This window comes from Streptomyces sp. NPDC048277 (assembly GCF_040652235.1).
Lineage (GTDB): Bacteria > Actinomycetota > Actinomycetes > Streptomycetales > Streptomycetaceae > Streptomyces.
Genome location: NZ_JBEZLQ010000024.1, coordinates 108,513 through 129,711 on the forward strand (window position 1 = coordinate 108,513; position 21,199 = coordinate 129,711).

General features: G+C 71.2%; 20 protein-coding genes, 1 tRNA gene and 1 pseudogene. 6 read left to right on the forward strand and 16 right to left on the reverse strand.

The window, feature by feature from the left end; translation table 11 throughout:
- Nucleotides 1-134 precede the first annotated feature (134 nt).
- From AB0D85_RS38890 to AB0D85_RS38915, 6 genes are all read right to left on the reverse strand, one after another.
- Nucleotides 135-1,301: a lipid-transfer protein gene (locus AB0D85_RS38890; RefSeq protein ID WP_362331244.1), complete on the reverse strand. Its 1,167-nt coding sequence runs from the start codon at nucleotides 1,299-1,301 to the stop codon at nucleotides 135-137.
- Complete coding sequence (locus AB0D85_RS38895; protein ID WP_362331247.1) at nucleotides 1,298-1,747, reverse strand: MaoC family dehydratase; 450 nt, start codon at nucleotides 1,745-1,747, stop codon at nucleotides 1,298-1,300. The genes AB0D85_RS38890 and AB0D85_RS38895 overlap by 4 nt, the downstream gene beginning before the upstream one ends.
- Nucleotides 1,737-2,765 (reverse strand): acyl-CoA dehydrogenase family protein, encoded by a 1,029-nt coding sequence (locus AB0D85_RS38900; RefSeq protein ID WP_362331250.1) that lies wholly within the window; start codon nucleotides 2,763-2,765, stop codon nucleotides 1,737-1,739. The genes AB0D85_RS38895 and AB0D85_RS38900 overlap by 11 nt, the downstream gene beginning before the upstream one ends.
- A 1-nt stretch (nucleotide 2,766) precedes the next feature.
- A complete protein-coding gene (locus AB0D85_RS38905; protein ID WP_362331253.1) occupies nucleotides 2,767-3,696 on the reverse strand; it encodes a bifunctional MaoC family dehydratase N-terminal/OB-fold nucleic acid binding domain-containing protein in 930 nt (309 codons plus the stop codon).
- On the reverse strand, nucleotides 3,677-4,861 hold the full coding sequence (locus AB0D85_RS38910; protein WP_362331256.1) for an acyl-CoA dehydrogenase family protein: 1,185 nt from the start codon (nucleotides 4,859-4,861) through the stop codon (nucleotides 3,677-3,679). The genes AB0D85_RS38905 and AB0D85_RS38910 overlap by 20 nt, the downstream gene beginning before the upstream one ends.
- Nucleotides 4,862-5,037: 176 nt before the next feature.
- Nucleotides 5,038-5,355, reverse strand: coding sequence for a hypothetical protein (locus AB0D85_RS38915; RefSeq protein WP_362331259.1), 318 nt, complete (start codon nucleotides 5,353-5,355; stop codon nucleotides 5,038-5,040).
- Nucleotides 5,356-5,715: 360 nt separating this feature from the next.
- Between AB0D85_RS38915 and AB0D85_RS38920 the strand changes: the two genes are divergently transcribed.
- Nucleotides 5,716-6,639, forward strand: a complete 924-nt coding sequence (locus tag AB0D85_RS38920; protein ID WP_362331262.1) for a bifunctional DNA primase/polymerase — start codon at nucleotides 5,716-5,718, stop codon at nucleotides 6,637-6,639.
- A 71-nt stretch (nucleotides 6,640-6,710) separates the two neighbouring features.
- Here the strand turns inward: AB0D85_RS38920 and AB0D85_RS38925 are convergent, their stop codons facing one another.
- From AB0D85_RS38925 to AB0D85_RS38940, 4 genes are all read right to left on the reverse strand, one after another.
- Nucleotides 6,711-7,571 (reverse strand): GNAT family N-acetyltransferase, encoded by an 861-nt coding sequence (locus tag AB0D85_RS38925; RefSeq protein ID WP_362331265.1) that lies wholly within the window; start codon nucleotides 7,569-7,571, stop codon nucleotides 6,711-6,713.
- Nucleotides 7,572-7,709: 138 nt separating this feature from the next.
- Nucleotides 7,710-7,898, reverse strand: coding sequence for a zinc ribbon domain-containing protein (locus tag AB0D85_RS38930; RefSeq protein ID WP_362331268.1), 189 nt, complete (start codon nucleotides 7,896-7,898; stop codon nucleotides 7,710-7,712).
- Between the two features lie 95 nt (nucleotides 7,899-7,993).
- Nucleotides 7,994-8,080 (reverse strand) — tRNA-Ser (locus tag AB0D85_RS38935).
- A gap of 60 nt (nucleotides 8,081-8,140) precedes the next feature.
- Entirely contained in the window at nucleotides 8,141-9,598 is a 1,458-nt protein-coding gene (locus tag AB0D85_RS38940) for a trypsin-like peptidase domain-containing protein (RefSeq protein ID WP_362331271.1), read from the reverse strand.
- A 257-nt stretch (nucleotides 9,599-9,855) separates the two neighbouring features.
- Between AB0D85_RS38940 and AB0D85_RS38945 the strand changes: the two genes are divergently transcribed.
- From AB0D85_RS38945 to AB0D85_RS38955, 3 genes are all read left to right on the forward strand, one after another.
- On the forward strand, nucleotides 9,856-10,683 hold the full coding sequence (locus AB0D85_RS38945; RefSeq protein ID WP_362331274.1) for a glycerophosphodiester phosphodiesterase: 828 nt from the start codon (nucleotides 9,856-9,858) through the stop codon (nucleotides 10,681-10,683).
- A gap of 205 nt (nucleotides 10,684-10,888) precedes the next feature.
- Nucleotides 10,889-11,527, forward strand: a complete 639-nt coding sequence (locus AB0D85_RS38950; RefSeq protein ID WP_362331277.1) for an ATP-binding protein — start codon at nucleotides 10,889-10,891, stop codon at nucleotides 11,525-11,527.
- 222 nt (nucleotides 11,528-11,749) lie between these two features.
- Nucleotides 11,750-12,715, forward strand: a complete 966-nt coding sequence (locus AB0D85_RS38955) for a DUF5926 family protein (RefSeq protein ID WP_362331280.1) — start codon at nucleotides 11,750-11,752, stop codon at nucleotides 12,713-12,715.
- Between the two features lie 380 nt (nucleotides 12,716-13,095).
- Here the strand turns inward: AB0D85_RS38955 and AB0D85_RS38960 are convergent.
- Together AB0D85_RS38960 and AB0D85_RS38965 are read right to left on the reverse strand one after the other, a co-directional pair.
- Nucleotides 13,096-13,644, reverse strand: a pseudogene (locus AB0D85_RS38960) (hypothetical protein); the annotation flags it as partial.
- 54 nt (nucleotides 13,645-13,698) lie between these two features.
- Nucleotides 13,699-14,373 carry a bifunctional DNA primase/polymerase gene (locus AB0D85_RS38965; RefSeq protein ID WP_362331283.1) on the reverse strand — a complete coding sequence of 225 codons (675 nt, stop codon included), beginning with the start codon at nucleotides 14,371-14,373 and terminating at the stop codon, nucleotides 13,699-13,701.
- A 636-nt stretch (nucleotides 14,374-15,009) separates the two neighbouring features.
- Between AB0D85_RS38965 and AB0D85_RS38970 the strand changes: the two genes are divergently transcribed.
- Both AB0D85_RS38970 and AB0D85_RS38975 read left to right on the forward strand, forming a co-directional pair.
- On the forward strand, nucleotides 15,010-16,398 hold the full coding sequence (locus tag AB0D85_RS38970; RefSeq protein WP_362331286.1) for a PP2C family protein-serine/threonine phosphatase: 1,389 nt from the start codon (nucleotides 15,010-15,012) through the stop codon (nucleotides 16,396-16,398).
- A 105-nt stretch (nucleotides 16,399-16,503) separates the two neighbouring features.
- Nucleotides 16,504-17,964 carry an aminopeptidase P family protein gene (locus AB0D85_RS38975; RefSeq protein ID WP_362331289.1) on the forward strand — a complete coding sequence of 487 codons (1,461 nt, stop codon included), beginning with the start codon at nucleotides 16,504-16,506 and terminating at the stop codon, nucleotides 17,962-17,964.
- 121 nt (nucleotides 17,965-18,085) lie between these two features.
- On the opposite strand, the gene AB0D85_RS38980 is transcribed toward AB0D85_RS38975, so the two are convergent.
- The 4 genes from AB0D85_RS38980 to AB0D85_RS38995 all read right to left on the reverse strand — a co-directional run bounded on the left by AB0D85_RS38980 (nucleotide 18,086) and on the right by AB0D85_RS38995 (nucleotide 21,016).
- Nucleotides 18,086-18,901, reverse strand: coding sequence for a triphosphoribosyl-dephospho-CoA synthase (locus tag AB0D85_RS38980; RefSeq protein WP_362331292.1), 816 nt, complete (start codon nucleotides 18,899-18,901; stop codon nucleotides 18,086-18,088).
- Nucleotides 18,902-18,911: 10 nt separating this feature from the next.
- A complete protein-coding gene (locus AB0D85_RS38985; protein WP_362331295.1) occupies nucleotides 18,912-19,853 on the reverse strand; it encodes an intradiol ring-cleavage dioxygenase in 942 nt (313 codons plus the stop codon).
- Nucleotides 19,854-19,952: 99 nt separating this feature from the next.
- Nucleotides 19,953-20,528 (reverse strand): GNAT family protein, encoded by a 576-nt coding sequence (locus AB0D85_RS38990; RefSeq protein WP_362331298.1) that lies wholly within the window; start codon nucleotides 20,526-20,528, stop codon nucleotides 19,953-19,955.
- 38 nt (nucleotides 20,529-20,566) lie between these two features.
- Nucleotides 20,567-21,016: an ATP-binding protein gene (locus tag AB0D85_RS38995; RefSeq protein ID WP_362331301.1), complete on the reverse strand. Its 450-nt coding sequence runs from the start codon at nucleotides 21,014-21,016 to the stop codon at nucleotides 20,567-20,569.
- Nucleotides 21,017-21,199 lie beyond the last annotated feature (183 nt).

Genomic DNA, 21,199 nt, shown 5'->3' on the forward strand with positions numbered 1-21,199 from the left:
GGGGCTGGCTACACCTCCTGAAGGTGGAGTACGGGGGCGGTACTCCTGCGGGTTTACCCCTGAGGGAGCAGTACGACGGTGGCCGCGGAGCCGGTCCGCCGGGGCCACGGAGGCAGTCCTCCGTGGCCGTTCGCTCAGTTGTCCGAGGTCAGGACCAGCCCGGACGTCGGTACGCCCGTGCCCGCCGTCACCAGCACCCGCTCCGCCCCCGGTATCGGGTTCACGGCCGTGCCGCGCAGCTGCCGTACCCCCTCCGCGATCCCGTTCATCCCGTGCAGGTACGCCTCCCCGAGCTGTCCCCCGTGCGTGTTCAGCGGCAGCCGCTCCTCGGCCACGAAGTCCGCCGCCTCCCCCGGTCCGCAGAAACCGAACTCCTCCAGCTGCATCAGCACGAACGGAGTGAAGTGGTCGTACAGGATGCCCACGTCGATGTCGGCCGGGGCCAGCCCGGAGGTGCGCCACAGCTGCCTCGCCACCACGCCCATCTCGGGCAGCCCGGTGAGGTCGTCGCGGTAGAAGCTGGTCATCTGCTCCTGGGCCCGGCCCGCCCCCTGTGCGGCCGCCGCGATCACGGCCGGCGGCCGCGGCAGCTCGCGCGCCCGCTCCACCGACGTGACGACGAGGGCCTGTCCGCCGTCCGTCTCCTGGCAGCAGTCCAGGAGACGCAGCGGCTCCACGATCCAGCGCGAGGCGGCGTGCTCGGCGAGGGTGATGGGGCGGCCGTGGAAGTAGGCGGCGGGGTTGGTCGCCGCGTACTTCCGGTCGACGACCGCCACCTGCCCGAACGCCTCCGGGGTCAGCCCGTAGGTGTGCAGATAGCGCTGCGCCGCCATCGCCACCCAGGACGCCGGGGTGAGCAGTCCGAACGGCAGCGCCCAGCCGAGCGCGGCCCCCTCCGCCGACGGCTCCCGGTGCTGCACCCCCGAGCCGAAGCGGCGGCCCGATCTCTCGTTGAAGGCCCGGTAGCAGACCACCACCTCGGCGACTCCGGTCGCGACGGCGAGGGCCGCCTGGTGGACCGTCGCGCAGGCCGCGCCGCCGCCGTAGTGGACCCGGGAGAAGAACGACAGCTCGCCGATCCCGCAGGCCTGGGCCACGGTGATCTCCGGGCTGGTGTCCATCGTGAACGTCACCATCCCGTCCACGTCCGCCGGGGTCAGCCCCGCGTCGTCCAGCGCGGCCCGCACCGCCTCCGCCGCCAGCCGCAGCTCACTGCGCCCCGAGTCCTTGGAGAACTCGGTCGCCCCGATCCCGACGATCGCCGCCCGCCCGCCGAGCGAGTCCCGGCCCCGCACACTCATGAGTCCACCTCGTCGGCGACGGTGACGGCCACCCTGCCTTCGGTGAAGGCGACGGTCACCGTGCCGGTCACATGCTTGCCGATGGCGTTGGCGCCGATCACCCGGACCGTCGCCGTACCCGCCGTCTCGTCCAGCTCCTCGATCCGGCCGGTCAACACCATCGTGTCCCCCGGATAGTTGGGCGCCCCGAGCCGGATGGCGACCTTGCGGAGCTCTGCCGTCGGGCCGAAGCAGTCGGTGATGTACCGGCCGACCAGGCCGTTCGTCGTCAGGATGTTCATGAAGACGTCCGGTGAGCCCTTCTGCCGGGCCAGCTCGGCGTCGTGGTGCACGTCCTGGTAGTCCCGGGACGCGATCGCCCCCGCCACGATCAGCGTCCGCGTGACCGGGATCTCCAGCGGCGGCAGCTCGGTGCCCACGCCCGGTCGGCTCGTCTCAGTCCCCATGTGCGATCAACTCCCCCAGTTCCTGGAGCACTTCGCCCCCGCTGCCCAGATACGCGTCCAGCTGGCGCCCCCACAGGAAGTGCCGGTGCACCGGATGCTCGACATCCGCGCCCGTGCCGCCGTGCAGATGCTGGCCCGTGTGCACGACCCGCTGACCCGCCTCGGACGCCCACCAGGCGGCGGTCAGCGCATGCGTGGCGTACGGCAGCCCCGCGTCCCGCCGCCAGGCCGCCTCGTACGCCGTCACCCGTATCGCCTCGGTGTCCATATGGGCGTCCGCGGCCCGGAGTTGCACCCCCTGCCGGGTGGCGAGCGGGCGCCCGAACTGCTCGCGGGTGTTGGTGTGCGCCACGGCCCGGGCGAGGGAGCCCGCGCAGACCCCGGCCTGGAGTCCGGCGAAGGCGGTACGGGCGGCGGCAAGGACGTCGGCGTAGGCGTCGGGAGCCGAGCCGAGGGGCTCGGCGGGAGCCTCGTGGAGCGTGAGCCGGCCCGCCGACCAGGGCGCGGTCAGCTCGACCTCCCCGACGCCGGTGCCCTCACCGACCGGCACCAGCCACAGCCGCCGTTCGGTGTCGGCGACCAGGACGTGTGTGGCGTCGCGCAGCCACGGGACGACGGGTGCGGTGCCGCTCAGCCCGCCGCGCGCGGAGGGTCGTACCGCCGCCTGTGCCGGGAACGCGCCGGTCACCACCACCGACCCGTCGGCGATGCCCGGCAGCAGCCGCTCCCGCTGTTCGCCGGTGCCGTGCGCGGCGATCGCCAGCTGCCCGTACACACAGCTCGCCGCGAACGGCACCTGGGCCGTGGTACGGCCCTGTTCCTCGAGGAGCAGCACCAGCCCCAGCAGCCCCAGTTCCTCCACCGCGGCCACCAGCCCGGCCGCGGTGAGGGCCTTCCACAGCTCCGGGTCACTGCCCGTGCCGACGGCACGCAGCCGCTCATGGGTGGCGAGGTCGGCGAAGATCCTGGCGGCCAGGTCACGGGCCTCGGCCTGGGCCTCGGTGGGCGTGAAGTCCATGTCAGGCCTCCCCGTCGAGAACGTCGACGACCCGGAAGACGGGCAGGGTCAACGCCCCGTCCTCGTCCTCATGGCGGCGGAACTCCACGCGCACCGGGAGCCCGATCCGGACCTTGTCGTACGGCACCCCGACCACGTTGCTCACCATCCGCACGCCCTCGGCGAGTTCGATCAGGCCGACGGCGTAGGGAGGGTCGAAGGCCGGGAAGGGCGGGTGGTGCATCACGACGTACGAATAGACCGTGCCCTCGCCGGACGACTCGACCGTGTCCCAGTCCAGGGAGCCGCACGCGTTGCACCCCGGCAGCCAGGGGTGGCGCAGGGTGCCGCAGTCGGCGCAGCGCTGGACGAGGAGGCGGCCCTCGGCCACGCCCTCCCAGAAACCGGCGTTGTCCCGGTTGACCACCGGGCGGGGGCGCCGGGCCTTCTTGGCGGGACGCTTCCGGCTCGGCGCGTACTTGAGGACGCGGAAGCGGTGGGTGCCGACGAGGTCGTCCCCGACGCGGACGTCCGTGCGGGTCGTGACGAAGTAGCCCGTGCCCAGCTTGGTCGTCTTCCGCTCCGACACCGACTCGATCACCGTGTCGAAGGCGACCCGGTCGCCCGGCCGCAGGGGCTTCAGGTACTCCTGTTCGCAGTCGGTGGCGACGATCGAGGTGCAGCCCGCCTCGTCGAGCAGGGTGAGCAGTTCGTCGTACGCGCCCGTGCGCCCCACGTGTCCCGACAGGCCGCCCATCGTCCACGCCTGGAGCATGGTGGGCGGGGCGATCGCCTCCGGGCCCTCGTACGCCGGGTTGGTGTCGCCCATCGCCTCGCACCAGTGCCGGATCATGGGCAGGTTGACCGGGTCCTTGCCCATCCCGGAGACGGCGGCCGGCTGCCCCTCGTACACCTTCAGCCGCGCTCCCAGCTCATCGCTCTCCCCGGTCACGGCCACCACCCCTCCCTGTCCTCCGCATCCCGAGCCGCATCGTCGCGACGATCTCCCGCTGCACCTCGCTCACCCCGCCCCCGAACGTGTTGATCTGCGCCGCCCTGTTGAGCCGCTCCAGCTCGCCGTCCCCGAACACTCCCGGCGAACCGGACCGGACCAATGCCGTCTCGCCGACGATCTCCTGACACATGCGATACGTCGCGACTGCCGATTCCGTTCCCGCGAACTTCACCCCGCTGGCCTCCGCGGGGGCCACCCGGCCCGCCCCGACATCCCCCACCAAACGCCAGCTGAGCAGGCGGTTCGCCGCCAGCCGGGCATGCGCTTCGGCCAGCCGAAAACGAATCCAGGGCTCGTCAACCCGGCGCCGCCCCGTCACCGGATCGGGGGTACGGGCGGCGGTGAGCGCGGCCTCGTAGAAGTCCTCGGCCTGCATGCCGGTGGCGGCGAGCGCGACCCGTTCGTGGTTGAGCTGGTTGGTGATGAGCGACCAGCCGTCATGCTCGGCGCCGACCAGGTTGCCGGCGGGGACGCGGACGTCGTCGTAGTACGTCGCCGTGGTGATCTGGCCGCCCACCGTCTCGATCGGGGTCCAGGAGAACCCCGGCGCGTCCGTGGGGACCAGGAGGATCGAGATGCCGCGGTGCTTGGGCGCCTCGGGGTCGGTGCGGCAGGCCAGCCAGATCCAGTCGGCGTGCTGCGCGCCCGAGGTGAAGATCTTCTGCCCGTCGATCCGCCAGCCGTCGCCCTCCCGCACCGCCCGGGTGCGCAGCGAGGCCAGGTCGGTGCCGGCGGAGGGCTCGCTGTAGCCGATGGCGAAGACCAGGTCGCCGCGGAGGATGCCGGGCAGGAAGCGGGCTTTCTGCTCCTCGCTGCCGTACTTCATCAGCGTGGGGCCGACCGTGTTCAGCGTGACCATCGAGACGGGGGCGCCCGCCCGGTACGCCTCGTCGAAGAACACGAACTGCTCGTCGGCGCCCCGCCCTTGGCCGCCGTACTCGACGGGCCAGCCGAGGCCGAGCAGGCCGTCCGCGCCGATGCGGCGCAGCAGGGCACGGCGTTCCTCGGGCGTCTCGGGGGCCGGGGACGGGATCAAGGACCGGAAGTAGGCGCGGAGTTCGGCGCGCAGCCGCTGCTGGCGTTCGGTGGGGGCCAGATGCATGGTTTCTGACTGTCCGTCAGATAAGGCTCACTGTCAAGGTCGAACAGGGCTGCACGGGTGGGCTGTCGTCACCGATCGACACAGGGGCCGGAAAACGCCTGCGCGGCGGTGCCGAAGCACCGCCGCGCGGACGCACTGCCATCCCCACAGACCACCCCCAGGGGCTCAGGCGGGGCTCACCACAGGCGGGTGAAGTGGATGGCGACGTTGTCGTTGCCCTGCTGGACGGCCGTCCACGCGGAGCCGTTGACCTGCGCGGTGTTGCTCTGGTTCGAGGCACCGCGGCCCACCGCGTTCTGCTGCGTGGTGGAGGAGTTGCCGTTGTTGTTGTGGCCGACCCCGCTGCCGACGATGCCCGCCACGCCGGCGTTGGCGCTCGATCCGTTGTCCGCGATCGCACCGTTGTCCGCGGCCGCGACACCGGTGAAGAGAGCGGCTGCGAGCGGAAGCGCCGAGACGGCGGCGAGAACGCGGGCGGTACGGATGCTTGCCATGTTGTTTCCTCTCAGAGCCCGGCTGGGCCGCAAGTACGTCAAGTACGGCTGTTTCCGAGGTAGTTGGCCGACCGCCTCGGTGGTTGTCATCGACGTCGCGAGATCAGAATTGCCCACCCGACCCCCGGCGAACCAGACCGGAAGGCATGATTCGCCCTCAAGCGTGATGACAAGTCGATAAACCCCTTTCACCATCTTTAGTCGACTTACCTACCAGTCGTGACCAATCGGGACATCGCCCCCCTCAAGCACCCCAAGGGGAGAACCGTTCCGGCACCGATATCGGGCCAAGCCGCCGCCCCCGGCGTGTCACGTCGGCCCCCTCTTCCCTTTTTCGAACGCACGTACGAACATGGAGGCATGGCCACCACCGACCGGCAGGCCACGACGCTGGCCCTCGCACACGCCCTGTCAGCCGCCGAGCGCGGCCTGGCCGTCATCCCCCTCTCCCGGACCAAGCTCCCGGCCCTGCGCTCCCCCCACCGCCCCTCGAACGACTCCCCGCACAGCCCTTCACCCGACTCCTCGCACCGCGACGCCCCGGAACCGGCCACTCCGCCCTGCCACGGCGAATGCGGCCGCCCCGGCCACGGGGTGTACGACGCCACCACCGACCCGGCGCGCATCCGCGAACTGTTCGCAGCGGCGCCCTGGGCGACCGGCTACGGCATCGCCTGCGGGCTGCCCCCGCACCGCCTCATCGGCATCGACCTCGATGTGAAGGCCGGCACGGACTCCACCTCCGCCCTGCGCGAACTGGCACTGCGGCACCTGTTCACCATCCCGCCGACGGTCGTCGTGCTCACGCCGAGCGGCGGCCGCCACCTCTGGCTGACCGGACCGCCGGACGCCGTGATCCCCAACTCCGCGAGCCGACTAGCACCCGGCATCGACATCCGCGGCGCCGGCGGCTACCTGGTCGGCCCCGGCTCCCGTACCGACCACGGCGTCTACGCCACCGCCCCCGGCACCGCACACCTGGTCCCCGCCCCCTGCCCCCCGGCCCTCCTCCGCCTCCTCCTCCCGCCGCCGCGGCCGCCGCACCCCGCGACCCACCCCTCGGTCGGCAACCGCGGCCAGGGCCTGGTCCAGTTCGTCCTCGCCGCCCACGAGGGCCAGCGCAACACCCGCCTCTTCTGGGCCGCCTGCCGTGCCTACGAGAACGGCATCGGCCGGGCCCTACGGGCACCCCTGATCGACGCGGCGGTCCACACGGGACTGACGGAACACGAGGCCCGCGCGACGATCGCGTCGGCCGCGCGGATGACGGGCCACCGGCCGTGAGCGCCTGGGGGCAGGCTCCGCTGCCGCATGTGTAAGGGGCGCCTCTCCTGGCGAGGCGCCCCTTACACAGCTCACGAAAAGTCGTACGCGGCCCAGTCGGTGACCCGGACGTATCCGAGGCGTTGGTAGAGGGCGTTGCTGGTGGGGTTGGACAGGTCCGCGAACAGCACGACGTCCCTCGCACCCGCGGCCAGCGCGGCGCGGCTCACCTCCGCCGTCACGGCAGCCGCGTAGCCACGACCGCGCAGGTGGGCCGGGGTGTAGACGACGTCCACCTGGATCTGGCCGCCGATCAGCGGGTTCAGGCCCGCGACGGAGACGGGAGTGCCGTCCGGGGTCTCCCAGAGCGTGTAGCACTTGTCCGCGAAGCGCGTGCCGGCCCAGGTGCCGGCGTCGACGGAGACGTCCTCCCCGACGGCCTTGGCGAACTCGCCGCACCAGAACACGGCTTCCTGGAGGTCCCGCTCCCCCAGGACACGGCCGCGGCCCGCCGGCGGCGGCTCCGGCGGGGTGAGCGTGCCGAGGCGGTACAGACACAGCCGCGGGTCGCGGAGCGTCGGCGTCGCGCCGGTGTGCCGCTGCCAGGCCTCGGCGAAAGCGGTGGCCGTGCCGTGGTCCGCACTGACGGAGGGAACGGATTGCCCGAGGGCGGCCAGACGGACGGCGAGGGAGTCGGCCTGCTCAGGCGTGAGCGGGGAGAGGCCAAACCCACGGGGCGGGAGACGGTAGAAGGTGGCCTGGACCTCGCCGGCCCGCCCCAGCACGCCGAAGACGGGCACTCCGGTGCCGAACGCGGCCGCACCACGCGTCCGCACCCTCTCGGCCCAGGTCAGCTGCATGACATGCGGCCCGGGCCGGGCCCGCAGAAAGCCCCCGGCCCGGACCAGAAAGTCCTCGACGTCTTCGGTCAAGTACCAGTCGGCTGAACGCATGCCCGATGCTTTCCCATGCCGAAGGCGTGCGTCCAGGCCCTTGTGCGGTGGGTGTGGGATGTCCACTGCCCAGGCCATCGAACCCGGGCTTACAGCTCGAACGCACCGTTGGCTCGGTACGCCCGCCGCGTCCAGCGCTCACGCGGTCAGCGTGAGCACAGGGGCAGTCGACCGTGCCCCGGTCACCCATATCCACCAGCCGCGCCGGCCGATGTTGTGGGAGGCGTTCAGATCCGCGTGCTCGACGAAGCCGCAGGACCTGCAGACGAAGTCGATCAATGTGGTGACAGCGAGAGCATTCCTGGCTGGTGCACGAGGCATCGACATACACCAGCGGGACCCCGCAGACAACAACCCTCTACGCAGAAGAGGCGCCCCCCGTCAAGGGACACCTCTTCTGACCAGCACGTCTACGACCTGTGCGGAGGCGGTGGGATTTGAACCCACGGTGACATCGCTGCCACGACGGTTTTCAAGACCGTTTCCTTCGGCCGCTCGGACACGCCTCCCCGCGCCGACCGAGATCGGCGCGGGGAACAGAGTAACCGGTTCCTGCGGATGGGTGGGGGTCAGTTGTCGCCGACGCGGGAGCCGAGGGTGAGGGTGACCGTGTGTTCGGTGCCGCTTCGCTTGTAGGTGATCTGGACCTTGTCGCCGGGCTTGTGGGTCCAGATCTCGCCGATCAGGGTCGGGCCGCTGTCGATCACCGAGTCGTCGAGCTTGGTGATGACGTCGCCGGGCTTGAGGCCGGCCTTGTCCGCGGGGCCGCCGGACTCGACCGCGGCCGAGCCGCCCGAGCCGGAGTCGGTGATCTGCGCACCACCCGTCGAGTCGTCCAGGGACACCGACGCACCGATCTTCGCGTAGACCGGCTTGCCGGTCTTGATCAGCTGCTGGGCCACGTACTTGGCCTGGTTGATCGGGATGGCGAAGCCGAGGCCGATCGAGCCGGACTGCCCGGTGCTGCCCAGGCTGCCGCTGGAGGCGGACTGGATCGCGGAGTTGATGCCGATCACCGCGCCGGAGGCGTCCAGCAGCGGGCCGCCGGAGTTGCCCGGGTTGATGGAGGCGTCGGTCTGCAGGGCGCTCATGTAGGACGCCTTGCTGTCGGTGCTGCCGTCGCTGGAGGCGACCGGGCGGTTCTTGGCGCTGATGATGCCCGTGGTGACCGTGTTGGACAGGCCGAAGGGGGCGCCGATGGCGATGGTCTCGTCGCCGACGGCCACCTTGTCGGAGTCGCCCAGGGCGAGCGGCTTGAGGTCCGACGGCGGGTTCTTGAGCTTGATCACCGCGACGTCGTAACCCTGCGCGTGGCCGACGACCTCGGCGTCGTACTTCTTGCCGTTCGGGAACGTGGCGGTCAGCTTGCCGCCGTCGAGCGAGTCCGCGACCACGTGGTTGTTGGTGATGATGTGGCCCTGGGTGTCGAAGACGAACCCGGTGCCGGTGCCGCCCGAGCCACTGGTCGACTCGGACTCGATGGTGACCGTGCTGGGCAGCGCGCCGGCGGCGACCGCCGCGATCGTGCCGGCGGCGCGCTTGACCTGGGTGGCGCCGGCGTCGGAGGACGCGGAGACGGTCGTGGAGCCGCTGTTGTCGTTGTTCTTGGCCAGCGTGTAGCCGAGGCCGCCGCCGAGGCCGCCCGCGACCAGCGCGGCCACCAGGACGGCGGCGATCAGACCGCCGCGTCCGCTGCTCGTCTTCGGAGCGGGCTGCGGCTGCTGGTACGCCTGGTGCGCCTGGTCGTAGGACGAGCCCCAGCCGGCGCCTGAGCCCGCGCCGGCGTCCGCGTAGGAGGGGGTCACCGGGGGCGGGGGCGGCCAGGAGCCCTCGGGGGCCTGCGGCGGGGGCCCGTAGGGGTCGCCCGCGGGCGCACCGGGGGTGCCCTGGGGGGCCGGCGGGATCGGTGCGGTCGGCGTGTCCCCGTCAGACGCGGCCGGCTGCGGGGGAGCAGCGGGAGACGCCGGCGGCACAGGAGGTGCGGACGGGGCCGGGGGTACCGGGTTGCCCTCGTTCTCGGTGCTCACAGCTTTTCTCCTCGGTCCACGGCTGTTCTTCTCGGTCGCACTCGGTCACGCTCTTTCACGCTTGCTGTCGGTCCGGCGCGATTCAGCTGTGCATGTGCTTTTGTATGCCGTCAGCTTTTCCCACAGGCCGTCAGAGCACCATAAGCGGTGGCTGTGGGTACACGGACAACCTTTATATAGGGCCTGTCCGACAAAAGTTCCCTTTGCTGGCATCGGGGATGCCCCCAGGCACCCCCGCTCGGTGGCACCATGTCGCGGTGACCCACGCACCACAGCACCGCATCCAGGTCGTCGCCCATCGCGGCGCCTCCGAAGAGGCCCCCGAGCACACGCTGGCCGCCTACAAGAAGGCCATCGAGGACGGCGCCGACGCCCTTGAGTGCGACGTACGCCTGACCGCCGACGGCCACCTGGTGTGTGTGCACGACCGACGGGTCAACCGTACGTCGAACGGACGCGGTGCGGTGTCGGCCCTGGAGCTGGCGGAGCTGGCCGCGCTGGACTTCGGCTCGTGGCGGAAGGGCCCGGCCTGGCGGGGGCGGGACGAGGAGCCCGACTGGGAGTTCCGGCCCGAGGACCGCGCGGACACCGCCGTACTGACGCTGGAGCGGCTGCTGGAGCTGGTCGCGGACGCCGGGCGGCGGGTGGAGCTGGCGATCGAGACCAAGCACCCCACGCGGTGGGCGGGGCAGGTCGAGGAGCGGCTGTTGCTACTGCTCAAGCGGTTCGGGCTGGACGCTCCGGCCACGGCGGCCGAGTCGTCGGTGCGGGTCATGAGCTTCTCCGCGCGGTCGCTGGCCCGGGTGCGGGCGGCCTCGCCGACCCTGCCCACGGTCTATCTGCTGCAGTTCCTCTCGCCCCGGCTGCGCGACGGCCGGCTGCCGGCCGGGGTGCGGATCGCGGGCCCCTCGATCCGGATCGTGCGCAATCATCCCGCGTACGTGGAGCGGTTGAAGCGGAACGGCCACCAGGTGCACGTGTGGACGGTGAACGAGCCGGAGGACGTGGATCTGTGCGTGGACCTCGGTATCGACGCGATCATCACCAACCGGCCGGGGGCCGTGCTGCGGCGACTGGGCCGGTGAACCGGGGCTCGCCCTGACCCGTCCTCAGATAAAAAGTCACGTAAGGACGCTCCCGTACCTCTTGACCCGACAGCTCACTCACACCATTCTCACTTCTCGGCCACACCATCGAAATCAAGCCACCCGAAGCCATACGCGGGGATATGGCGACGAACCCGTCACAGGGAGTGCTCCGGCGCGTTCGGTACGTATTCGTTCGTTGCGAATGCGTCACCGGACATTCATTGGCCGGTTTCCGGTTCAGGCCAATGGGGCATCCACACCGTGGCGTGGGGCAAAGGAGGTCTCGGGGGTGGCGTTGGTGGTGGCACAGGAGGTGCCCACGTCGTCGAGCATGGCCGTACCCCATGGCCCTGCGGGCGTGGGGAAGGCGAGACACCGTATGCGCGATCAATTGCGCACGGGTGGCGTATCGGAATCGGTCATCGACGACGCCGTACTAATCCTTTCCGAACTTTTGAGCAATGCCTGCAAACACGGGCGCCCCTTGGGGGACGCGCTGGCCGGGGACGGCGACGTCCGGGCCGCGTGGCGGGTGGACCCGCGCGGCCGGCTGATCGTCGAGGTGACGGACGGCGGCGGCCCGACCCGCCCGGCTCCCATGACCCCGTCGGTGACGGCGCACGGCGGCCGCGGGCTGAACATCATCACGGCCCTGGCCGCGGACTGGGGGGTCCGGGACGACGCCCGGGGCGAGGTGACGGTCTGGGTCGTGGTCCACGAGGACGCGACCGCCCCGGATGTCGTGAACGACCGGAACGCCTTCACCGCGCGCGTCATGGCCCCCTCGGCCCCGGAGATGGCCGGTCTGGACTTCGCGGACGCGTTCGAGGACCTGGACTGAGAGGACCTGGACCGAGAGGACCTGGACCGAGACGCGTTCGACGACCTGGACCGATTCGACGCCCCGGCCCCACCGGGACACGCGGCACCGGCTCCGTCCACAGGCGCCCGGCACGGGCGTACGGCCCGTGTCGGCGCCGTTGTCCACAGGTTCCCGTGGTCCGAGGCGTGAACGGCTAGGCTCCCGCCAGTACGAGACGAGCCGTAACCGGGAGACACCCAGATGGCCAAGAAGCGACCCCAGACGACGGCCACGCGGCCGCAGCTCAGCGACGAAGAGATCCCGGTTGTCGGTGCCCGTGAGCCCTGCCCCTGCGGCAGCGGCCGGCGCTACAAGGCGTGCCACGGCCGGGCGGCCTCGCACGCGGCGACCGAGCTGGTGCACCGCCCGTTCGAGGGGCTGCCGGGCGAGGGCGACTGGGTGGCGCTGCGCGAGCTGGTGCCCGCCGCCACGGTCGAGCTGCCGCTGAAGGGCGGCCTGCCCGAGGGCGTCCCGTCGGTCACGCTCGCGACGGTGCTGCCGATGGCCTGGCCGGCGCTGCGCCGCGACGACGGCTCGGTCCTCCTCGGCCTGCAGAACGACACGGCGTCCGGCGACATCAGCCGCGACCTCGCCGACACCCTCCAGCGCGCCCTGGCCGCCGAACCGGGCACCCCGGTGCAGGGCCGCCGCGCCCCCGCCGACAGCCCCCGGCTGCAGGATCTGCTCGACCCCGAGGGCTCGTTCGAGCCAGTTGTGCACGACGGCTTCGAGTTCTGGGTGCAGGACGCGGAGAACGCCACCCCGGATGTGACCGCCTCCCTGGAGCGGGCCAACGCGGCGGCCATCCCGACGGTGAAGCTGACCGGCGTCGACTCGGCCTACTGGTGCGAGACGCCTGAAAAGAACCATCTGCGGTGGGTCATGCCGTACGCCGAGGAGCAGCTTCTGGACGCTCTCGCGCGGCTGCACGCGGCGGGCAGGTCCGGCCTCGGTGAGGGCACCCGGCTGGTCGGTTCCTTCCGCGCCCACGGCCTCACCGTGCCGGTCTGGGACCTGCCGAGCGGGGTCGGCGCGGAGGACGTGGAGAAGCCGGCCGCCGAGTTCGCGGAGCGGCTCGCGACCGCTCTGGCCTCGGACGCACCGCTCACGCCGGACGAGCGGCGGGCCCGTGGCGGGCTGACCAACCGACAGGTCACGCTCAGCTGACGAGCGGCGCGGACGAGGGGTCGCGGCTGACCGACCGGTCAGCCGCCCCGGGCCCGTCGGCTCGGGTGACTCCTGTCACAACTTCCCTACACGGCAAGCAAATACGTGTCCGAATAGCCGAGATCGAATTTGCGAACCGCCGATCTCTTGTTACCGTCTCAGTAGCCCGGTTGCTGGTGCATCCCCCGTCGCCAGCAACCGGGCCTTTTCATGCCCGCGTCCGGTGTACGGACCGCAGCGATACGTCAACTCCCGCTTGGCCCATCGGAGTTGCTCCCCGACGACTCCCCCGGACCGTTCCCGGACGAGTCCCCGGAGCCCTTCTCGGGGTTGTTCCCCGCCGAAGCCCGGGAGCCGTCCCCGGCCGCCGTCCCGGAGTCGCTCCCCGCGTTGCTCCCGGAATTGCTCCCGGAGCGCAGCAGCAGCGGTCCGCCGCCGTCACGTGCCGCGAACTCCGCGACGGCCGTGTAGGCGTCGAGCGTGCCTCGCGTGTGCTCCCTGGGCGTCTCACAGGTGGTGGGCTCGTCGTCGGCATCGGACTCGCAGTGCGTCTGCACGGTGCGGCCGGCCGGGCCCATGAGGCTGAGGACGGCCTCCAGGGCCGCCCCGGTGGCATTGCGGTAGTAGGTGCGCGCCCAGGTGTCCGCGCCCTGGGTCATCACACAGGTCTGTGCCTCCACGCCGTCGGGGGAGGTGAGTTCGGGACCGCAGCGGGCGGCCGTGGCGAGGCCCAGGCCGAGCACCAGGGGGGAGCGGGCGGGGGCCCGCAGCTTCTGGTCGTCCTGCCGCGCCGGGTGCACGGCGGCGTCGCCCACCTGGCCCGCGGACGCCACGGTCAGCGGCAGCGCGACCGCGCACACCATGACGCCCGCGAGGGTGAGCAGACGCAGTCGGGGGTCCGGGGGCTGCCCCCCAGAATTACGCAGCATGTGCGGAGGGTAACCAGCGGGGCCCGGGAAGCCGGGTTCTCGCGCCCGACACCCTTACAACTCGGGTGCGCTCACACCCGTACGGGTGAGGGCGTCGACCACGGCGTCCACCACGGCCTCCACATCGGGCACCCAGGGCTTGGCCGAGCCGGGCAGCGGGGCGCGCTCCCAGCGGATGGCGCCGTGCCCGGTCTCGGAGGGAGGCAGGGCGAGATAGCCGCCCTGGCCGTGGAAGCGGAGCGAGCCGGGGACGAAGTCCTTGGCGTACAGGAGCTCGCCCAACTGCTCCATGGAGTACGGCTTGACGAGCAGCGCCCAGCGGTTGGGCGCCGCCACCACCGGGCCGAGGCGCATGCCGCGGCGGTCGAGCAGGGTGAGGGCGTGGGAGGCGGCGAGGGCGGGCAGGCTGACCGCGCAGGGTGCGTTCCCGCCGGAGGCTCCGGTGGCGAGGATGATCGGCGCGGTCGGCCGGTTGCCCCACCACCAGCGGACCATCCGCTCGTCGGTGGTGGCGGCGAGCAGGCCGGGGTCGAAGGGGTGCGCACCGGGCACCGTGCACTCCGGGTCGGGGCAGGCACAGCGGGCCCGGCCCTGCGGGTCCGGGGCCACGCCCGGGAGTACGGGCCACTGCCATTCCGCCGCGAAGGTCAGGGCCGCGCCGAGAAGCTCAGGCCCCTTGTCGTTCCGCCTGGACAGGAGCCTGCGTCGCCTTCCGAGGATCTCGCGCATGAGCGCTCGTTCCTTTCCGTTGCACCGCTGGCAACACCGTGGACCACATCACAACATGTGTCGATCACTTCACTGTGCGTACCTGTTGGCGCATCACACCCCTGCGCTGGGCAAGGGGAACCCCATGGGGTCGAGCGGGGGCCGCGCCCGCGTTCAAGCACTGTGTCGTACTGCTGCTCGTACTGCGTCTATCAAAAGCACGGCCACGGCGTGGGGGTGGCGAAGTCTGGCGTTTTGCCGTTCCGAGTGTTTCTCTCCGCCTCCGCCACGGGAGGATGGGGCACGGTCGTCGGTGGTTAAGACGCCCGGGTCCGTCGCCAGGTTCCGGGTGCTCCCCAACCACCCCTGGCCTTCACCGAGTACGTACCCATCACGACCGCTGTGACGCTCCGTGGAGCAAGGCCAGTCGACCGCAATGAACCGATACCCGAGTCAGTTTTAGGCCAACTTTGCATTTACGCAAGCCGTCCGGGAGAAGCCCCCAAGAGGCCCACGGACACCAGGAATCCCAGCAGGACAATGCTGGACATCCCCTCACGAGTGCGTGTACATGTGGAGACACTGCCAGCGGCGCAGAAGGACATGGGGGTTTGCGATGCTTTTGAGCAATACGCACAGGTCTGAAAGCCGGACGCGATGAACGCCCCGCACCCTCCGAAAGTGGCTGGAATCGATTCAACGGTTCCCACACCCGCACACACTGTCGCGCCCGTTCCCCCTGCCCCGGGCACACCTCCCGTCCCGAAGCCCCCCGCCGCCCCGGCGCCCGGCGCCGTCCTCCAGGACCGGCTGGCCGGCTGGGTCTCCGACCTCACCACCCTCCATGAACTGACCGAACGGCTCGCCCGCACCGACGGGCTGGAGCCCGCCCTCCAGGAACTGCTGCGCGCCGGTGCCGCCCTCGTGGGGGCCCGGCGCGGTCTCGTGGCGCTGGAGCCGGCCGACGGACTCGGCCCGCACACCACGATCGGCCTCGGCCTCGGCCGCGCGGACCTCGGCCACATGGAGACCGTCCCGCGCGGCGCGCTGCCGTACGACACCGGTGGTACCGCCGCCGAGATCGTGCACGCCGACCTGTTCGCCGAGGACTGCCTGGACCCCCGCCACCGCGAGGTCGCCGTCCGCCTCGGCTACGCCGCCAGCTACGCGCTCCCCCTCACCACCGACGCCGCCGCCCGCCTGGGTGCCGTCGTCTGGCTCTACGACGAGCCGGCCGAGCCGAACGAGCGGCAGCGCCACCTCATCGGCCTGTACGTCCGCCACTCCGCCGAACACCTCGCCCGGCTGCTGGAGGTCGAGCGCACGCGCGCGTGCATGGCGACCATCGCCGAGGAGTTGCTCCCCTCCCGGCTGCCCCGGGTGGCCGGCGTCCAGCTCGCCGCCCGGCACCGCACCGGCCCGCGCGGCGGCGGCGACTGGTACGACGCGCTGCCGCTGCCCGACGCGGCCCTCGGCCTCGCCGTCGGCTCGGTCACCGGCTCCGGGCCCAGCGCGGTCGCCGCCATGGGCCGGCTGCGCGCCTCCCTGCGGGCGTACGCGGTGATGGAGGGCGAGGACCCGGTCGCGGTCCTGTCCGACCTCGAACTGCTGCTGCGGCTGACCGAGCCGGCCCGTTCCGCCACCGCCCTGTTCGCCTACTGCGAGCCCGCGCTGCGCAAGGTCACCCTGGCCGGGGCCGGGCACAGTCCGCCGCTGCTGATCGGGGAGCGCCGCACCGAGTTCGCGGAGACCTCCGTGTCCGCACCGCTGGGCATGCTCGCCTGCTGGGAGGCGCCCAGCGTGGAGATCCAGGCCGAAGCAGGGGAAACCGTTCTCTTCTACACCGACGGGCTGCTGCACCGCACCGGCGACCCCATGGACCGCGCCTTCGCCCGGCTGCACACCGCCGCCGCGAGCATCCCGCGCACCCTGCGCCGCGACCCCGGGGCGATCGCCGACCACGTGCTGCGCACGGTGCTGCCGGACGGGCTGGACTCGGCCGACAGCGAGGAGGACGTCGTTCTGCTGGCGGCCCGCTTCGACTGATCGGCCGGTCGGAAAGCCACGTCACACGGCCATGGGTCCCCGGTCCCTGGGACACCGTTCGGTACGACCGTACGATGGACGGGATCCACAGCAGTGTCGAGGAGGATGACCGTGGCCGACGAGCTCCCGGAGACCCCGGAAGAGAGCGAAGAGCCGATCAAGCAGCGCAAGAACGGCCTGTACCCGGGCGTGTCCGACGAGCTGGCCGAGAGTATGAAGTCCGGCTGGGCGGATACCGAGCTGCGCGACCTCAAGCCCGTCGAGCAGGCCGAGCACACCGCCCGCCGCCGCGCCGAGCTGTCCGCCCGTTTCCCGGGCGAGCGTCTGGTGATCCCGGCCGGGAACCTGAAGACCCGCTCGAACGACACGGACTACCCGTTCCGGGCGTCGGTCGAGTACGTGTATCTCACCGGCAACCAGACGGAGGACGGTGTCCTCGTCCTGGAGCCGAAGAACGGCGGCCACGACGCGACGGTGTACCTGCTGCCGCGCTCCGACCGCGAGAACGGCGAGTTCTGGCTCTCCGGGCAGGGCGAGCTGTGGGTGGGCCGGCGGCACTCGCTGACCGAGTCCGAGGCGCTCTACGGCATTCCCGCCGCGGACGTGCGCGAACTCGCCGAGAAGCTGCGTGAGGCCACCGGCCCGGTGCGTCTCGTGCGCGGGTACGACGCCGGCGTCCAGGACGCGCTGACCGACAAGGTCACCGCCGAGCGCGACGAGGAGCTGCGGGTCTTCCTCTCCGAGGCGCGGCTGGTCAAGGACGAGTGGGAGATCGGCGAGCTGCAGAAGGCCGTCGACTCCACGGTGCGCGGTTTCGAGGACGTGGTGAAGGTCCTCGACAAGGCCGAGGCCACGTCCGAGCGCTACATCGAGGGCACGTTCTTCCTGCGCGCGCGGGTCGAGGGCAACGACATCGGCTACGGCTCCATCTGCGCGGTCGGCCCGCACGCCTGCACGCTGCACTGGGTGCGCAACGACGGGCCGGTGCGCTCGGGCGACCTGCTGCTCCTGGACGCGGGTGTCGAGACGCACTCGCTGTACACGGCGGACGTCACCCGCACGCTGCCGGTCAACGGCACCTACAGCGAGCTGCAGAAGAAGATCTACGACGCCGTCTACGACGCCCAGGAGGCCGGGATCGCGGCGGTGCGGCCGGGCGCGAAGTACCGCGACTTCCACGATGCCGCGCAGCGGGTGCTGGCCGGGCGGCTCGTGGAGTGGGGGCTCGTCGAGGGGCCGGTGGAGCGGGTGCTGGAGCTGGGGCTGCAGCGCCGGTGGACGCTGCACGGCACCGGGCACATGCTCGGGCTCGACGTCCACGACTGCGCTGCCGCGCGGACCGAGACGTATGTGGAGGGCGTCCTGGAGGCGGGGATGGTGCTCACCGTCGAGCCCGGGCTGTACTTCCAGGCCGACGACCTGACCGTGCCGGAGGAGTACCGCGGCATCGGCGTGCGGATCGAGGACGACATCCTGGTGACCGAGGACGGGAACCGGAACCTGTCCGCGGGGCTGCCTCGGCGGTCGGACGAGGTCGAGGCGTGGATGGCTTCGCTGAAGGGCTGACGTGGTGATGTGAAATGGCCGGGTACCTGGGTGGGTGCCCGGCCATCGTTGCGTTCTGCGGGTACGTGGGGGTTGCTCGCGCAGTTCCCCGCGCCCCTGACGGGGCGCTCCAGATAGGGCGTTACAAAGCGGGCAAGGCGTCCAGGAACAGTGCGCCTGCCATCAGGCCCGCGCTGCCCCTCGGGCTCCAGCCCCGTTCGTGCAAGTCCGCGTCCAGAGCCACCAGCGCCTCGGCTCCCGCCTTCGTCGCCGTGCCGCCCGCCTCCAGTACCCCCCGCGCGCCCGCCTGTACGTGGCGCAGGCCGAACGGGCCGGCCTCGTAGAGGAGTTCGGTGTCCTGGAGGGTGGACATCACGGTGAGCAGGGCGTCGAGACGGGCCTGGTTCTCGGTGGCGCCCGCCTTGCGGGCCGTCACCAGTGCGTCCAACGCCCTTCGTACATGCGGGAATCCGGCCCTGGCCTCGCCACGGGCGCCCGCCGCGCCGTACTTCGCGGAGATCGACGAGCCCCGGGACGGGCGCCTGGGGGCGCCCTTGTCGTTGAAGGCGGCGATCTTGCGGGCGTTCGCGGCGATCTCGCGGGCCTTGGCCGTGCGGTCCAGGGCGGCCGCGGCGACCAGTAAGCCGAGCGCCCACAGGGCGCCCTTGTGGCCGCCGCCGGCCAGGCCGACCGAGTGCTCGGTGCACCGGCCGATCGCGCCCAGTTCCGCCCGCAGCACCGGCGTGGGTTCGCCGGTACGGCGGGCGGAGGCGGCCATCGCCGCGAGGCCGGGCGCCAGCGCCCTGGCCGACCAGCGCAGACTGTCGTGCTCCCGACGCGTACTGCGGGCGTCCAGGTCACGCGGGTCGGGCAGCCCCGGCTTCGGGGCCAGTGCCAGCTGACCGGTGAGCGCGGCCACCGCGGCCTGCGCCAGCGCGTCGTCCTCGCGGCTTGTCATGTCCCTTACCTTATGAGGAGGCGGAGGCCGAAGGGGAGGCGCTGTCGCTGGGAGCGTCGCTCGGCGGAGTGCCCGTCGGTGCGTCGCTCGGCGGGGTGCCGCCGCCACCGCTGCCGGCGCCCGTGCTCTCGGCGTCCGGGTCGATGGCCAGGGTCAGGAAGCCCTTGTAGCCCTTCGAGGGGTCCTTCTTGTGCACGGCTTCCAGGGTCAGCAGACCGCTGGAGGCGCCACCGCCGTCGTACACCATGTCGTTGGCGAGGGTGGTGTAGCTACCGGTGTGCTTCGAGTAGGGCTCGAGCGTGAAGATCTCCTCGGCGACGGCGTCGGCGAAGAACAGCTGGCCGGTGTAGTTGACCGTGCCGCCCTCGTAGGTGCCGTCCTCCTTCGCACCGCCCGTGTGCACCTTCACGTGGATGTGGCAGGTGCGCGGGGTGTACCAGCCCGGGAAGATCGTCTCGAACTTGACGACCCCGTTGGCGTTGGCGATCTGGTAGCCGCGCAGGTAGGTGTTGTCGTTGGCGGAGTCGCCCTCCTCGCTCTCCGCGGGGGCGGAACCGCCGGGGTTGGCGGTGGTGTAGCCGGAGTAGTAGCCCCAGGCGTCGCAGTGCCAGATCTCGACCGCCGCGCCCTTGACCGGGGTGCAGCCGTCGGTGGCGTCGACGACGGTCAGGCGGAGAGTCAGCGGAACGCCGGCCTTGCCCTCGGTGATGTCCTTGCGCACCAAGGCACCATCGAGGTAGTACGGGCCTTCCGTGACGCTGCTCATCAGCGTCATGCACTCACTGCTGGTGGAGCTCGCGGAGGCCGTGGCGTCCGCGGCGGTGCTGTCGGTCGTGTCGGCGAAGGCCGACTGGAAGCCGGCGACCGCGAGGCCGCCGGCCGCCACCGTGCCGCCGGACACCACGAGGGCGCGACGGCGGGTGATCGACGTGTCTTTGTGGTTTCCCGTCATGGTCGACGAAGCTAGGAACGCCGTTTGTCAGCGGCATGGGCAGGGGCTGGGAAAGAGCTGTGAACGCCCAGGAAGCTGAATCAGACGGGAAGCCGCTGGTCACAACGCCGGGGCGCGGTCGTGCAGGATCCGCTGGAACAGCCGGCTGTCCCGCCATTCTCCATTGATGTGCAGATACTGCGGCGCATCACCGATCGTCTCGAATCCGCATTTCTTCAGCACGCGTTGTGACGTTGTGTTGTCGATGAGGGTGGACGCCTCGATCCGGTGGAGTCCGACGATCTTCCGGGCCATCTCGCAGACCCGCTCCAGCGCGGCCGTGGCCAGCCCGCGGCCCTGCTGATCGCCGGCCACCCAATAGCCGACGTAGGAACTGCAGAAAGGGCCGAGAGAAATCCCGGAAAGGGTGATCGCACCGACGATCCGGCCGTCCTGCTCCGACTCCATGACCAAGGGGACCAAGTTCCCGTCGTCGGCCTGTCGTAGCAGGCCATCGATGCGCTCGATCTGGCCCTCGACGGTGAAGAAGGACTCTGGTCTGACCGGTTCCCAGGGTTCGAGATGCCTTCTGCTGGCGACGTATGCGGCGCTCAGCGCTTTCGCGTCGCCGATGGCAATGGGACGCAATATCACGCCAGGTCCGATGACGCTTTCTTTAAGCTTTCTGAGAATCATGCGCGCACCCTAGCGCGGGTGTTATGCACTCGGGAGAGTCATGCCGAAAGCAGAGAAGGATCTTTCTTCCACTTGAGGATCTTGTCGAAGCTGACCACCGTGCCGCCGCGGCCCGGTTTGTTGCCGATGTGGACGTGATCGGCGAGTTCTCTGATCAGACAGAGCCCCCGCCCGTGCTCGGCGTCGGGCCGGGCGGGTCTGATGTCCTGGGTGCGGGTGAACCCCGCACCGAGCCCCGGGCCGGAGTCGGCCACTTCGATACGGCACTTCTCGCCGTCCAGATAGGCGGTGACCCGGTACGCCTCCGAGGTGCGGCCGGCCCCGCCGTGCTCCACGGCGTTCGCGCAGGCCTCGCTGAGGGCGACGGAGAGGTCGTAGGAGATCTCGGGGTCCACGCCCGCCGTCTCCATCGTGCCGATCAGCAGCCGCCGGGCGAGCGGCACGCTCGCAGCCTCGCGCCGCAGATGGAGTGACCACCAGATGCTCATACTCCAGCCTCCTGGCCGCGGCTCGACATACCGATACCTATTGCCACCCGTGCGCGTGTGTAAGCACTCCGTTCATGTGAGAACGCCCATCCGGGGGATGCGCGCGGGGAGGTTTCGGTGTATGAGCGGGCGGTTCGGCGCAAGAGCGATCTTCCGCTTCTTCCTCTCGTTCACCTCCTGTAC